Annotated in this window: 12 protein-coding genes; 6 read left to right on the top strand and 6 right to left on the bottom strand. The window is 70.3% G+C overall.

Going from position 1 to position 13,357, the window contains the following annotated elements; genetic code table 11:
• Nucleotides 1-45: 45 nt before the first annotated feature.
• The 5 genes from F7R91_RS34670 to F7R91_RS34650 all read right to left on the bottom strand — a co-directional run bounded on the left by F7R91_RS34670 (nt 46) and on the right by F7R91_RS34650 (nt 6,846).
• A complete protein-coding gene (locus tag F7R91_RS34670) occupies nt 46-1,152 on the bottom strand; it encodes a glycosyltransferase (protein ID WP_150956333.1) in 1,107 nt (368 codons plus the stop codon).
• Nucleotides 1,153-1,334: 182 nt separating this feature from the next.
• Nucleotides 1,335-2,798 (bottom strand): lipopolysaccharide biosynthesis protein, encoded by a 1,464-nt coding sequence (locus F7R91_RS34665; RefSeq protein WP_150956330.1) that lies wholly within the window; start codon nt 2,796-2,798, stop codon nt 1,335-1,337.
• Nucleotides 2,782-3,762, bottom strand: a complete 981-nt coding sequence (locus F7R91_RS34660) for an NAD-dependent epimerase/dehydratase family protein (RefSeq protein ID WP_150956327.1) — start codon at nt 3,760-3,762, stop codon at nt 2,782-2,784. The genes F7R91_RS34665 and F7R91_RS34660 overlap by 17 nt, the downstream gene beginning before the upstream one ends.
• A complete protein-coding gene (locus F7R91_RS34655; RefSeq protein ID WP_150956324.1) occupies nt 3,759-4,925 on the bottom strand; it encodes a glycosyltransferase in 1,167 nt (388 codons plus the stop codon). Before F7R91_RS34655 ends, F7R91_RS34660 begins: the two co-directional genes overlap by 4 nt.
• 79 nt (nt 4,926-5,004) lie before the next feature.
• On the bottom strand, nt 5,005-6,846 hold the full coding sequence (locus F7R91_RS34650) for a DUF4012 domain-containing protein (protein ID WP_191971771.1): 1,842 nt from the start codon (nt 6,844-6,846) through the stop codon (nt 5,005-5,007).
• 229 nt (nt 6,847-7,075) lie between these two features.
• Here F7R91_RS34650 and F7R91_RS34645 point away from each other — a divergent pair, with 229 nt between their 5' ends.
• Nucleotides 7,076-8,509 (top strand): polysaccharide biosynthesis tyrosine autokinase, encoded by a 1,434-nt coding sequence (locus tag F7R91_RS34645; RefSeq protein ID WP_191971770.1) that lies wholly within the window; start codon nt 7,076-7,078, stop codon nt 8,507-8,509.
• A 67-nt stretch (nt 8,510-8,576) separates the two neighbouring features.
• Here the strand turns inward: F7R91_RS34645 and F7R91_RS34640 are convergent, their stop codons facing one another.
• Entirely contained in the window at nt 8,577-9,842 is a 1,266-nt protein-coding gene (locus F7R91_RS34640) for a S8 family peptidase (protein ID WP_225320960.1), read from the bottom strand.
• Between the two features lie 267 nt (nt 9,843-10,109).
• On the opposite strand from F7R91_RS34640, the gene F7R91_RS34635 reads away from it, so the two are divergent.
• The 5 genes from F7R91_RS34635 to F7R91_RS34615 all read left to right on the top strand — a co-directional run bounded on the left by F7R91_RS34635 (nt 10,110) and on the right by F7R91_RS34615 (nt 13,221).
• A complete protein-coding gene (locus tag F7R91_RS34635) occupies nt 10,110-10,514 on the top strand; it encodes a DUF2637 domain-containing protein (protein ID WP_150956311.1) in 405 nt (134 codons plus the stop codon).
• Between the two features lie 366 nt (nt 10,515-10,880).
• The gene (locus F7R91_RS43905) at nt 10,881-11,480 is read left to right on the top strand and encodes an LPXTG cell wall anchor domain-containing protein (protein ID WP_191971769.1); all 600 of its coding nucleotides are present in this window, start codon (nt 10,881-10,883) and stop codon (nt 11,478-11,480) included.
• Nucleotides 11,481-11,760: 280 nt separating this feature from the next.
• Entirely contained in the window at nt 11,761-11,964 is a 204-nt protein-coding gene (locus F7R91_RS34625) for a hypothetical protein (RefSeq protein WP_150956305.1), read from the top strand.
• 225 nt (nt 11,965-12,189) lie between these two features.
• Nucleotides 12,190-12,396 carry a hypothetical protein gene (locus F7R91_RS34620; RefSeq protein WP_150956302.1) on the top strand — a complete coding sequence of 69 codons (207 nt, stop codon included), beginning with the start codon at nt 12,190-12,192 and terminating at the stop codon, nt 12,394-12,396.
• A gap of 12 nt (nt 12,397-12,408) precedes the next feature.
• Nucleotides 12,409-13,221, top strand: a complete 813-nt coding sequence (locus tag F7R91_RS34615; RefSeq protein ID WP_150956299.1) for a DUF2637 domain-containing protein — start codon at nt 12,409-12,411, stop codon at nt 13,219-13,221.
• Nucleotides 13,222-13,357: the final 136 nt, after the last annotated feature.

Genomic DNA, 13,357 nt, shown 5'->3' with positions numbered 1-13,357 from the left:
CCGGAACAGGCCGCCTCGGCGCCGCCGCCACAGCGACGAGAGAGGTCAGCGTCCGCGCACCTCGGCCGTCATGGTCGCGTAGAGCTCGTCGAACCACTCGGCGGTGCCGGCCACGTCCACCTTCGCGGCGTCCGCGCGTGCCCCGGCGGCGAGCACCCGATGGACTTCGGGGCGCATGGCCCGAAGCACGCCCTCCGCGAGGGCGTCCGGCGAGCCGGGGGCGGTGAGAATTCCGTTGCGGTTGTCCTCGATCAGTTCGGGGATACCGCCGACCGCCGTGGACACCACCGGTACGCCGGCCGCGAGTGCCTCCATGACCACGACCGGCAGCCCCTCGCTGTGCGAGGACAGGAGCAGTACGTCCGAAGCCGCCACCAGGCGATGGGCCTGCGGCACCCTGCCCAGGAAGCGGATCCGGTCGCGCAGTCCCCTCCGGTCGATCTCGGCCAGGACCTGCTCACGCAGGGGGCCGTCCCCGGCGAGTACGAAGAGTGCGTCCGGGCGTCGGGCGAGCACCAGTGACGCCGCCTCGATCAGCAGCTGATGGTTCTTGATCGGTCTCAGATTGGCCACGCATGCAAGGACGAACGCGTCCTGCGGAATCCCGAACTCCTGCCGTACCTGGTCCGCTTGCCCGGCCCAGTGGCGCTGCTTGCCGACGTCGATGCCGTGGACATGGGTGCGGACGCGGCGGGCACCCCGCACGCTTCGGGATCTGGCGACCTGCTGGGAGACCGCCACCACGAGGTCGTCGAGGCGCCGGGTGGGACGGTTCAGCAGTATGGCCAGCGAGTTGTAGCACTCCTGATGGACCGTCGAGATCAGCAGGGGCCGGGGCCGCATGAGACGGACGAAGGGGCGCAGCGCCGCCGCGGGCGAGGGCGAGTGCACATTGATCACGTCGGGTGCCAGCCGCCTGACCGCGCCGACGAGCCTGGCGTAGCGGAGCCACGGCGGACAGCCGCGCAGATCCACGACGTTCACCCCGGCGGACAGCAGAGCGTCGCTCAACTCGTCGGTCGCCGCCTGCATGAAGACCACGGTGTACTCGACCCCCGCCCGCCGTGCCCGGCGGAGGCGCTCGACCAGCAGTACCTCTGCGCCGCCGAGGTCGAGCGTCTTGATCACTTCGCAGACCCGCGCCGTGCTCATCGTGCCGCCTCCCGTCGCCTGCCGGAACACCGGGAATCGCAGACCCCCGAGATCGCGGCGTCAGCCCTCAGCGTTGCACGGCCCTGGCCCGCGGCCGTGCCGATCGACCACCACGCGGAGCCGGTGCACACCAACGGCGTAGGCGGCCAGGGCCTGTCCGGAGGCTCTTGCCGCAGACGGCCCTAGTCCTGCCGCAGCGCGCCACGCAGTGCGCCGAGGCCCGCCGACCGGGGTGCGGTCTTCGTGACCGACAAGGGCCCGGCGAGGTGGCGCAGCAGGACGAACCAGCCGGCCGTGCTCAGGCACACGAGGCACAGGGAGCCCCACGAGAAGGCCAGCGCCGTGCGTTCCGCGGTGCTCCAGACCTGGGCGACGACGACCAGCATCCCGAGCTGGCACACGCCCTCGACGGTCAGAAAGGTCAGCCGGACACCCGGGAACCCCAGGGCCGACGGCAGCACCTTGCACCAGACCACCGTGCCACGCAGCGCCGCTCCCGCCAGCAGGACCACCGCCGACGTGGAGAGAATCGTGTAGTCGGGCCCGTACACCAGGCCGATGAGCGCACCGATGATGCCGGCCGCGGTCACCACCGCGACCGCTCCGATGACACCGGTGAGCGCACTGCTGCGCAGGGCGTCACGCATCACCGCCGCACGGCGCCCCGCGGCGCCGTCCCGCGCAATGCGGGGGTAGAGCTGCGTCGCCACCGGGCTGACGAAGCTCGAGAAGAGACGGGCCGGCGCGTTGGCGATCTTCAGATACGTCACCAGCGTGGGCCCGCCGAGGATCCCGGCCAGCACGGAGACGCCGGTGTCCGAGGCCAGGGAGACCGACCCCGTCGCCGAACTCTTCACGAGGAAGGGCAGCAGACCGGTCGGCATCACGGCACGGCCGGCCGCGGGACGGCCGTATTTCTCGCGCACCCGTCGGCAGGCACCGACAGTGAGCACGTAGGTGGAGACCGACGTGGTGACCACGGTCGCCGCGAGGTAGCCGACCGGGCCCGTCACCAGCAGGGCCGTCAGGGTGATCACGCTGCCGACGACGGCGAGGACCAGGCGGACACCGCCCAGCCTGGACAGCTGACCGGCGATCGCGTAACCGGCCGCTGCGCTGCCGGAAGGAGTGGCCGCCCCGGCAGCGAGCACGGCCAGCAGGAACTGCCAGAACCGATCGCCGGAAATCCATCCGATGGCGGCGGCGGCCACGACCGCCACCGCGCCCACCACCGTCGCCAGCACTCCGGCCGCGACGTCCAGCCGGAGCATGCGGACATACAGCCGGGTTCCCTTCCCCTGGCCGCGAAGCTGCTCGGCGGGGACGAACCGCTGCTGCGCGTCCTCGAAGCGCGGATCCCACAGCAGGAACCAGATCGTCGCCATCGACTGCGCGAACAGCACTTCCCCCGCTCCGGCGCTGCCCACCAGCCTGACCAGCACGGCGGTGGTGGCGAACGACAGCGCCGACTCGACCTGGCTGGCAGCGGTCAGCGAGCCGAAGGTCCGCAGATGGCGCCGCCAGGACCTGCGTTGTCCGCCATGCGCCGGGGGCCCCGTCGCGGCATCCGGTGACTTTGCGAATGACGGTGATGTCCCGCCCTGTTGCCGGTGCACCTCGTCGTCCGGTTCAGAGCGAACCGGCACGAGCCGGTTCGCCCGCCGGCTGTGGCGCATACGCCGGAAGCCCACGGAACCACCGCACCGTCTCCGCGAGCCCTTGCTCCAGCGGCACCGGCACGACATCGGGGAAGAGCCCGCGCAGTACGTCGTCGGCGGCCTGGGAGTCACGGACGTCCCCGGCACGGGCCGCCAGGTGGTGCACGGTGGGCGGCGGGCCGCCCACCACCTCGGAGAGACGCTGGATGAGCTCGCGGAGCGAGACCCGCGTGCCGAAGGCCAGATTCACGGGACCCGCGCAGGTGACTTCGCGGAGTGCCGCGTCGGCCAGCACCCGGACGACGGTGCCGACATAGGTGAAGTCACGCGTTTGCAGGCCGTCGCCGAAGACGGTCAGGGGCGCTCCGCGCAGCATGGCGTCGATGAACGCCGGTACGACGGCGGCATAGGCGTGTCCCGCGGGCTGGAGAGGGCCGTACACATTGAAGAAGCGCAGCGCGAGTACGGGAAGGCCGAAGCTGGCTCCATGGGCGAGTACGTACGCCTCCACGGCGAGCTTGCTGGCGGCGTAGGGGCTGAGGGGCCGGGTGGGCAGGTCCTCGTGCTTGGGGAGCGTGGAGACCGATCCGTACACGGACGACGAGGAAGCGGCGATCAGATGAGTGCCCCGGCGGCGGCATGCCTCCAGTACCCGTACGGTGCCGGTGGCGTTGACCTCGTGGCTCGCGAAGGGGTCCGCGAGGGACCGGGGGACGGACGGACGCGCGGCCAGATGGACCACCGCGTCCGCGGACGACACCACGTCGTCCAGCAGCCCGGCGTCGAGGATGCTGCCTTCCACCAGTTCCGCGTCGACGCCCTCGAGGTTGCCCGCGCGGCCGGTGCTGAGGTCGTCCAGGGCGATGATCCGCCCCACACCGGGACGGGCGGAGAGCTCACGGCACAGGTTCGCCCCGATGAATCCGGCTCCGCCGGTGACTACTACGTTCATTTGCTTTGACTCTCTGTCGGAGCGGGCCACCACCCTCGCGCCACGGCGATGGAGGCGTACAGGCGGTGGGTGTCGTCGACCAGGCGCTGCGCGCCGAAGCGGCTGGTGGACCAGGAACGGGCACGCTCGCCCATGTGGCGGCGCAGATGCGGGTCACCGAGAAGCCGCACGGTGTGGTGGGCCAGCTCCGGGGCGTCGGGCGCGCACAGCAGCCCGGTCTCGCCGTCCCGTACGACCTCCGCCACGCTGCCCACGTCGGTGGCGACCACGGGAACTCCCGCCTGGCCCGCCTCGATGAGGCTGACCGGCATGCCCTCGTTGTCGGAAGTGAGCAGGACCACGTCCGCCGCCGCGTACACGGTCTCCACGTCGGTGCGCCAGCCCAGATGGTGCAGGGCGCCGTCCAGGCCGGAGTGCTGCCGCAGCGCCGTTCCCAGGTCCCCTTCCCCGCACATCACGAAATGGGCCCCGGGAACGGCGCGGCGCACCTCCTGTGCGACGGCCAGGAAGCGGTCCGGCCGCTTGATCTGCGTCACCCGGCCGACATAGGCCACGACCGGGGCGTCCTCGGGGAGACCCAGCATCCGCCGGGCCTCGGAACGCTCCGGCGGCGCGGGGAGCACGGTGCCGGGCGGTACCACCGCGTACTGCTGCGTCCGGCCGATCCCGGCGGCGAGGAGTTCGTCGCGCACCTTCGCGCCGACCGCCACCAGCCGGTCGGTGCCCCGCGCCAGCCCTCGCTCGGCGTGTACGACCAGCCTGGTCTTGCGCGGTGAGAAGTAGCCGTGCAGCAGATGCCCGTGAAAGGTGTGCACCCGCGCGGGAACACGGGCCGCCACGGCAGCGACCCGCCCGAGCGCCCCGGCCTTGGCCGTGTGCGTGTGAACGATGTGCGGACGGAAGTGCCGCATCGCCGCGACGAGTTCCCGCAGCGCCCGTACGTCGTCGGCGGGCCGTACCGCTCGCCCCAGGAAGGGCATACGGGTCACCGCCACATCGGTGGCCGACGTTTCCAGGTAGTCGGCCTCGTCCGGGCCCACGGAACCGGCGAACAGCCGATGGTCGAAACGCTCGGTGTCCAGGCCGCGCATCAGGGCCGAGACCTGGAGCGCGGGACCGCCGATGTTCATCCTGGCGATGACTCTCATGATGCGCAGATGCATGGGCGGTCCTGTCGTCGAGGGGCGTGTCGGCCGATGACATGGCGAATCGGAGGGGATGAGCGCCTGCGCGCGTTCGGCGTCAGTCGTCGCAGACGGGCACGGCCTCCAGACGGGCACGCGTCGGCGTGACCAGCGCCTGGTCCAGCAGCACGGGGGCGCGGTTGCTGACCGGCTCATAGAGATGGAACGTCAGCGTGCGGCTGCTCCCTGCGGGCAGTTCCACATCCAGCGTGTAGACGGCGTGGCCGCGTTCGACGGTGCCGGCCACGCTGACCTGGCGGCCGTCCATGCTCACGTCGTTCAGCTGTGCGCCCGCGCTGGCGTAGTAGGACAGGAGCAGCCGGTTGTCTCCCGGCCGGGTGGCGTACGGCGGCTTGTCGACGCGCTGGGTGACATACGGGGGGAGCCCCGACGCGGGGGCCTGGTTGGCGACCGTGACGCGCGCGGTGACCATGCGTCCGCGCCGGGTGCACTGGCCGGGAATCCAGTGCAGCTTCCGTTCCAGGTAGTAGTCGAGCTTGCCGCCCGCGGCGTTGTTGACCACGACGCCGGCGAGGGGTCCGGGCCGGGCCGGCATGGCTCCTGCCAAGGGGTGCTGTTGCAGCAGACCTTGTTCCCGGCGCTCGGCGCTCCACACCTTCAGGCGTCCTTCTTGCGTGATGTCGTAAGCCGCCCTGAGCAGTTCCGGCAGCTGCCGGGGCGTGCTCAGGGCACCGGTGAACGTCGTGGCGGCGGCGCGGGCGACACCTAGGAGGAACTCCTTGCGCTCCCGGCTGTCGGTGAAGCGGGCGTAACCGGTGCGCTCGGTGAGGTCCAGGACGTTGTCCGCCGTGAGCGGAGTTCCGTCGGGCAGGCGGCCCGGGCCCGTCGCCCGCAGCAGCCTCGCCAGGGCGCTGGGATCCACCGCGGCCGCCCCGTCCACCCGCTGTCCGCTGTGCTTGCGCCACACGGCCGTCCAGATACGGGCCGCGTAGGGGAAGTGGGGACTCACATTCGAGTTGGCCCAGGTCCCGGTGGGGTCCATGCGCCCGTACTGGGCCCGGTACTCGGCTCCCAGGTCGACGGTGGGGCGCACATGGGCCAGCATCGTGTCGGTGCCGAAGGTCTCGAAGGACAGCTTTCCCTGATCGGCCGTCAGCACGGCGAAGGCTCCCGGCAGACCTCCGGTGCCTCTCGCTTCGGCGGTGTTCTGGAAGACCACGATGTAGCGCCGCAGACCGTCCGCACCGAGCATGGACGGAAGCACACGGCCCGCCACGGCCATGTCGGCCATGGCGGGTGCCGTCCGTCGCAGCTGGGTCACCAGCCGGGTGCGCGCGCGGTCCACGCCCGGCACCCAGGGGGAACGGGGGAGACCGTCGGCGAGCCTGCGGGTGTCGGCGGCCGCCCGGGCGGCCCGGTCAAAGGCCGGAGCCTTGCCGCGGAGTTCGGACAGCAGAGCCCCGAGCCCCTGGTGGCCGGCATCGTCGATCGGCCGCGCCACGAGTTCCACCATCGGCGGCAGCACGTCCCCGGTCAGCCGGTCGGCGGCCTCGGAGATGCCGCGAACGGTGCTGACGGGCCGGCCCAGATACGGCACCTGCGAGGCCATGAACCAGGCGGGCCCGGTGGTGAGTTGATGGGCCCGGGCGGCATGTGCCGCCGCCTTCCGCATCGTTTCTTCGGGGCTCGCGCCGGGGGTGTTCCCCGCTGGGCTGGTGACGGACTGCTTGAGCGTGGACAGCTCCCGCTGGACGTTCAGCAGCTCGGAGCGGGCGAGCAGCCCGGTGACGCCGATCCAGGCGACACCGGCCAGGCACAGTGCGGCGGAGACCAGCAGCGCGTTCCTGACCGAACGGCGCCGAAGGTATGCGCGCAGGCGTAGGACGCCCTGGGCTGGACCGGGAGGCTCGGGGACGGGGGGCACCTGTCGCTCCGTCATGAGACATGCATACATCGGTGAACGGAGCACCCCGCCGAGGAGCGGACGGGTGTTGCCCGGAAGTCACCCGACTGGTTGGTACCTGGACGGCCGCCACAGGGCTGTTTGTCGGGCCGACATTGGGGGTGGCTCCGTGGATCGAGACGTTCCAGCACCTATGTTCAGCCGGGTACATAGGGAACAAACCTCCCGTTTAGGTGGTTTCCTCGGTTCTCTTGAGGGGTGCAGCTTGGATCTCCACGGATTCCTGAAGGCTCTGTCCAGACGCTGGCTGACCGCGGTGGTCTGCCTGGTTCTCGCGATCGGGGCGGCGGTCGCCGTCACGGCATGGAGCACCCCCGAATACGAGGCCCGGACGCAGCTCTTCGTCGCGGCCCGCACCAGCGAGGACACCACCCAGCTGAATCAGGGGCAGAGTTTCTCGCAGGCGCGTGTGCAGTCGTACGCCGCCATCGTGTCCACCCAACGGGTGACCGGGCCGGTGGTGCGTGAACTGAAGCTGCCCACCACACCGGAGGAACTGGCCTCCCGGATCACGGCCGAGGCCCCGCTCAACACCGTGCTCATCAACATCAGCGTGCGGGACACCGAGCCCGAGCGCGCCGCGCGGATCGCCAATGCCGTCGCCGCGTGTTTCAGCGCCGTCATCGAGCGACTGGAGACCCCCGCGCCGACCGGCCCCCAGCGCAAGCCGGGCACACCTCCCGAGCCCGTCTCACCGGTCTCGCTCGGCGTCACGCAGATGGCGGTCGCGCCCTCCGCCCCCGTCTCGCCCCGGCCGCTGCTCAATCTGGCCGCCGGTGTGCTCGGCGGCCTGCTGCTCGCCGCCGGAATCGTCTTCCTGCTGGAGACCCTCGACACCAGCCTCAAGACGACCCAGGCGCTTGGCGAGCTCACCGAGTTGCCCGGCCTCGGGGCCATTCCGTACGACAAGAACGCCCCCGGACAGCCGCTCGTCACCGCCGCCGGGCACTCCAAACGCGCCGAGGCCTTCCGCAAACTGCGCACGAATCTTCAGTTCGCCCAGGTCGACGACCGGCCGCGGATCATCATGGTGACCAGTTCGGTGCCCGGCGAGGGCAAGACCAACACCTCGGTGAACCTGGCCCTGTCCCTGGCCGAGGCGGGCGTCGCCACCTGTCTGGTCGACGCCGATCTGCGCCGCCCGTGCGTGGCCAGCACCTTCGGTCTCGTCCGGGACGCGGGACTGACCACCGTGCTCATCGGGCAGGCCCGCCCCGAGGACGTGATGCAGAAGGCCGGCAACGGGCTGTCGGTGCTCGCCAGCGGCGCCATTCCGCCGAACCCCACCGAGATGCTCGCCTCGGCCCGTATGAGCGAGGTCCTGCACGACCTGGCGGACACCTACGAGGTGGTGATCGTCGACACCGCACCGCTGCTGCCGGTCGCCGACACCATCGGACTCGCTCCGCTGGCCCAGGGCACGCTGCTCGTCGTCCGCGCCGCCAAGACCAGCCGTGACCAGGTCCGCACCGCCGTCGAGGCGCTGAACCGCGTGGGCGGCCGCATTCTCGGCACCGTCTTCAACATGGCCGCGGCCCCCAAGGGCGACAGCTACGCCGCCTACGGCGACCTGCCCTCGCCGCGTATTTCGGTGGGCCGCCGTGAGATCGCGCCGATGGATCTCGCGGGGGAGAAATGATCCGGCAGCGCACTCCGGCCGATGCCGAGGTGCGCTGCCGAGGGGGTGTGCCCGGGGTGACGGCCGGTCAGAACCCGCCGACCCCGAGGAGACGCTCCTTGACGTTGTCTCCGTCCCCTGTCTGCGTCCAGTTGAGGTTTCCCGCCGCCTGAAGGGCCGCCTTGACGGCCGCCGGTGACGCGGTGGGGTGGGTGGCCAGGTACAGCGCGGCGCCGCCCGCCACATGCGGCGTCGCCATGGACGTACCGGACATGGTGGCGTAGCGGTTGGCGAAGTACGTCGAGAGGATGCACACGCCCGGGGCGATCAGGTCGACGTCGGGGCCGTAGTTGGAGAAGTCGGCGAACGTGTCGTCCTGATCGTCGTAGCAGGTCGCCCGGCCCTGGCGCCCGGGCTTGCCGTCGAAGTCCGCCAGCGCGCTGACGGTGATGACTTCGTCGTAGGCGGCCGGCACGGTGCCCCCAGCGTCCGCGTGGCTGTTGCCGGCTGCCACGGCGTAAGTGACCCCCGCCCTGACCGAGTTGCAGATGGCCCGGTGCATGACGTCGCCGTTGCTGAGGCCGCAGTTGCGGTCGTCGGAGCCGGAACCGCCCAGGCTCATGTTGACCACGTCGATCTCGTCGGCGTGCTGGGTGACGTAGTCGATGCCGCACACCACGCTCGAGGTGGTCCCGGAGCCGGTGGGACCGAGCACCTGGACCGGCCACAGCCGCACCCCGGGCGCCACGCCGACGACCCCGGTGTTGTTGTCCAGGGCGCCGATGGTGCCCGCCACATGCGTGCCGTGGCCGTTCAGGTCGCGGGGCGGCAGGAACGACGACAGGCAGTTCTTGCCGCCGGCCCGGTACACGTTGAGATCCGGGTGGTTCGGATCGATACCGGTGTCGATGACGGCGACATCCGCGTTGACCCGCCTGTCCACACCGTCGATTTTCGCGGTGGGGCTGAGGTCGGCGTCGACCCGGTTCACGCCGGTCGGGACCGGCTGGGCCATGGCACGGATCTTCTGGTCCTTCTGCACCGCCTGGACCTGCGGGTCCTTGGCGAGCTCGGCCGCGGTGGCCGCGGTCATCGTCGCCGAGTAGCCGAGGAGGGCATGGCGATAGACCTGGCGTACGAGGGCGCCCATGTCGGAGGCGTGCGCGGTTGCCGCCGTCAGGACTTCGTCCATGTCCTCCGTCCGGTCGGAGGCGTCCTTGAGCATCACGATGTACTGGCCGGCGATCATGCCCGCCTTGTCGGGGGCGGCGGCCTTGGACGGCGACGCTGCCGAGGCCGAGCCGGTGAGGGCGCTCGGTGTGGCGGCCGCCAGAGCCAGCGCGAGGAGGGTCACACCAAACGTTCTGGATGTTCTGGGCATCCCGGACCTTTCTCGAATGCGTCGAGGGGACGAGGCGGATCAAGGCTTATGCCGTGTATGTCCGGCTCGTTGTGTCCCTAGAGCTTGCAGGTGCGCGAGGGGTGCCCGCACCCCGACGTCCGGCGATGCGGGATTTCCCGACCATCTGTCAGCCGTGTGGCTCTGTGGCCCCCTTGTCGCGACGCCCATGTCACCCGGATGCCTCGCACCCGGTTCACGGCCGGACTCGTTGTGGCGTGTATGACGACCAGGCAGCGGACCGTCGGCTTTCTGATCGCCGCGGTGGGAACCGTCGTCGTCGCCATGGCCGGAGTGTTCGGCGGTGTCGTCGCCTACGACCCGTTGCCCGAGGTGGTGACCGCCGGCCCCGCCCGCTTCGGTGCGGACAACTGGTGGCCGCTGGTGGTGTACGGGCCCTGGATGGTCGCCTCGCTGTCGATCCTGAGGTCCGCCCTGTACCGCGACCCGGCCACGCACGCGTGGTGTGTCGTGCTGTTCTTCTCCGCCCTGGCGGTGGCGCTGTGCGTGGCCCGGGAGCCGAAGACCCTGCACGGCATCTGCGCCGTGGCCCTCCCGGTCGTCGTGGCGCTGACCGTCTTTCAGCTGCTGGTCCGCGGGATCGCGCGGCAGCAGGGACCCTGCTGAGCCCGCCTCGCCCTGTCGATGCGCCAACTTGGCGTGGAGGCAGGGATGTTGCGCGCTTCGGCCGAACGCCGGAGGCCTGACGTCGTTCCGGTGATCTTCATGCGCCAGATGGCCTCTTATCCACCAACAGCCGTTATGGCAGACCTTTTGGCGTCATACATCCATATACCGTACTCGCGGGTCGCGCCATGGCGTCGGCCTGATCCCACTTGAGGAGCGTGAAATGCGATGACGGCGTCATCCAAATGGCGTGCTGCACTCGCGGCCACGGCGGCCTCCGCTGCCCTGGCCGTTGTACCCGTGCTGGGGGCGCAGCCCGCCCTTGCCAATACGTATCCACCCCCGTACCCGCCCCCGGCGGGGAGCTTGACCATCGACCCGACGGAGGTCGAGGCGGGGGGTGAGGTCGACTTCACTGGAACGGGCTTCCAGCCGAACCAGGACGTTGAGGCTGCCCTTGCGTCGAGGATCGTCATTCTGGGCAACTTCGAGGCCGATGGGACCGGGACGGTGGAGGGAACGGTCACCATTCCCGAGAACACCAAGCCGGGCTGGCACCGGTTCCTGCTGAGGGCCGAGGCCCCGGACCTCACCCTGTCGGCCGGACTCCGGGTGCTCGGCGACGGTGACGGTGACGGTGACGGACCGGGCGGTCCCGGCCGTCCGGGCGACGGTCCGGACAGGCCCGACGACCCGACTGACCCCCCGACCGACGACCCCACTGAGGCTCCGGGCTGGCCCGGCAGCGGTGGCGGTTCCGGCAGCGGTGGCGGTTCCGGCAACGGAAGCGGGTCCGGCGACGGAGCCTGGAACGGCGGCGACCACGGCAAGCCGGACCACCACGGCAAGCCGCACCTCGCCGACACCGGTGACGACCACTCGGCCGCCCTGCTGGGCGGGGTCGCCGGGCTGCTTCTGCTCGGTGGCGGGGCGATGGTTCTCACCCGGCGGGTGAAGCGCGGCTGACCGGGGCGGGCCCATAGCGTGGTCCGCGAAGCCGCGGCAGTACCTGTGGTACGACGGCCGGCAGCAACACTTCCTGCGCACGTTTCACGGCGTCGCGTCGGGAGTCCGCTGCCGGCCGTTGCCGTCCGTGCTGAAAAGCGATGACCCGACCGCGACCGGTTATGTGGGATGGAACGGCAGTCATCCGGTTAGTCCCTGTGGGGCGTCTTGTGTCTCTTCCGTCACTGTGCATACATGTCCGCGTTATCCGTGTGCCGCGAATTCGACGATGGAGACAATCATGTGGAACGCCGCTCTGTGGTCATTGCTCGTCTGTGCTTCTGTCTGCACCGTGGGATCCCTTTTGGGGTCGCACCCGCTCGGCCGGATGTGGCGGATCGATGTCATTGAATTGCGTCAGCGCCGCCGGATGATCGAAGTGCTGGAAGAGAATACTCACCCGTTGCACCGTCAGCCGGAGACCGTCGGCGCGGACCGGTCATGACGCGCGGACCGGTCATGCCGTGCTCATAATATGGTTTTCGCACAGCAGTGGAACATGGTCGAATGGCCTCTCGATAAGGTACCTATCCATGCATTCCTTCACCCGTTTGCCGCGCATCCATGGCAAAGAGGCTGCGTTATTCGGGGCATGACTAGGGCAAGGAATATCGGCCTGTTCGCGTATCGAGAGGACCGGAGGGGCCTGACGAGGGCCCATGCGGTGACGATGGGCCCTTACATCTACACTCCGGCCTCGGCGTACTCCGCGCCCAGCGCCAACGGCACCCTCAGCAAGGAGGGACTGCCCGTCGTCCTGCAGGTCACCGAACCGTTGCTGCAGACGTTTCTGGACACCATGGTGCGGCTGGAGGACGACCTCCTCCAACGCTGGGGCACCCTGGAAGGCCGCCGTCCCTGCCCCCGGGCCGAATGATCAAGCTGCGCCATGAACGACGAGCGCACTGACTACCACTCCGGGTTCTACGCCGGTCACCTCGGCCCGTACGACATGGGGGGCACCGGCCGGCACCGTCGCGCGGACGTGTTCCAGGAACCCCTGGTTCCGCCGGACCCCACCTGGGACCCGGCCGAGGAACTCGCCTACCTGCTCCAGGACGCCATGGCGGCCGAGCGGGTCCCCAGCGCACCCCCGGTCCGCGACGAGGCGCCGGCAGGCGCGCCGCCACCGGGCAGTCCCCTGAGGAATCTGCAGGACATCACCGCCGAACTGCCGCCGCTGCGGACGGTGCCCCAGAGCCATCGGAAGCTGCGCGAACCCAGACGCGTCAGCGGGCTGCGCACCCTCAGCTATCTGATCGCCGCGCTGGCCGCCGTCATCACCTCGATGGTGAGCGTCTTCGGCGGCATGGCCACGTATGAACCCCTGCGGCTGGTCGCCGTCTTCCATACGCGGAGCGACTCCGTTTCCTGGTGGCCGCTGCTTGTGTACGGCCCCTGGCTCGTGGCGGCGCTGTCGATCCTCCGTGCCGCGCTGCACCGGTGCCGTGCCATGCACTCCTGGGTGGTGGTGCTGCTCTTCTCCTTCGCCTCGGTGCTGCTGTGTGTCGTCCAGGCGCGCGGAACGCTCACCGACGCCGCGGCGGCCGCCCTGCCGAGCTGTGCGTCGCTGGCCTGCTTCCAGCAACTCGTCCGCCAGATCACCCTGACCCGGCCGCATCGCCGGGGCAGGCCCCGGCACCGGCTGCGGCTCACCGCGATGAACTCTCCTTTCGTGGACCGCAAGCGGTTCCTGCGATGACGGGTGCGATGACGGACGGGTCTGTTTGAGGGCGGGTCGGATCTCCCCGGTACCGCGCGGCTGTGCGCACCGGATCACCCCGGGCGCCCCGCAGCGGCGGTAAATTCCACCAGACCCAACATCCCGTCGAGGCAGG

The sequence above is a fragment of the Streptomyces luteolifulvus genome, from assembly GCF_008806595.1.
In the GTDB taxonomy this organism is placed as follows: domain Bacteria; phylum Actinomycetota; class Actinomycetes; order Streptomycetales; family Streptomycetaceae; genus Streptomyces; species Streptomyces luteolifulvus.
Note: the sequence above shows the minus strand (reverse complement) of the source record. Positions and strands in the feature narration are given on the sequence as shown.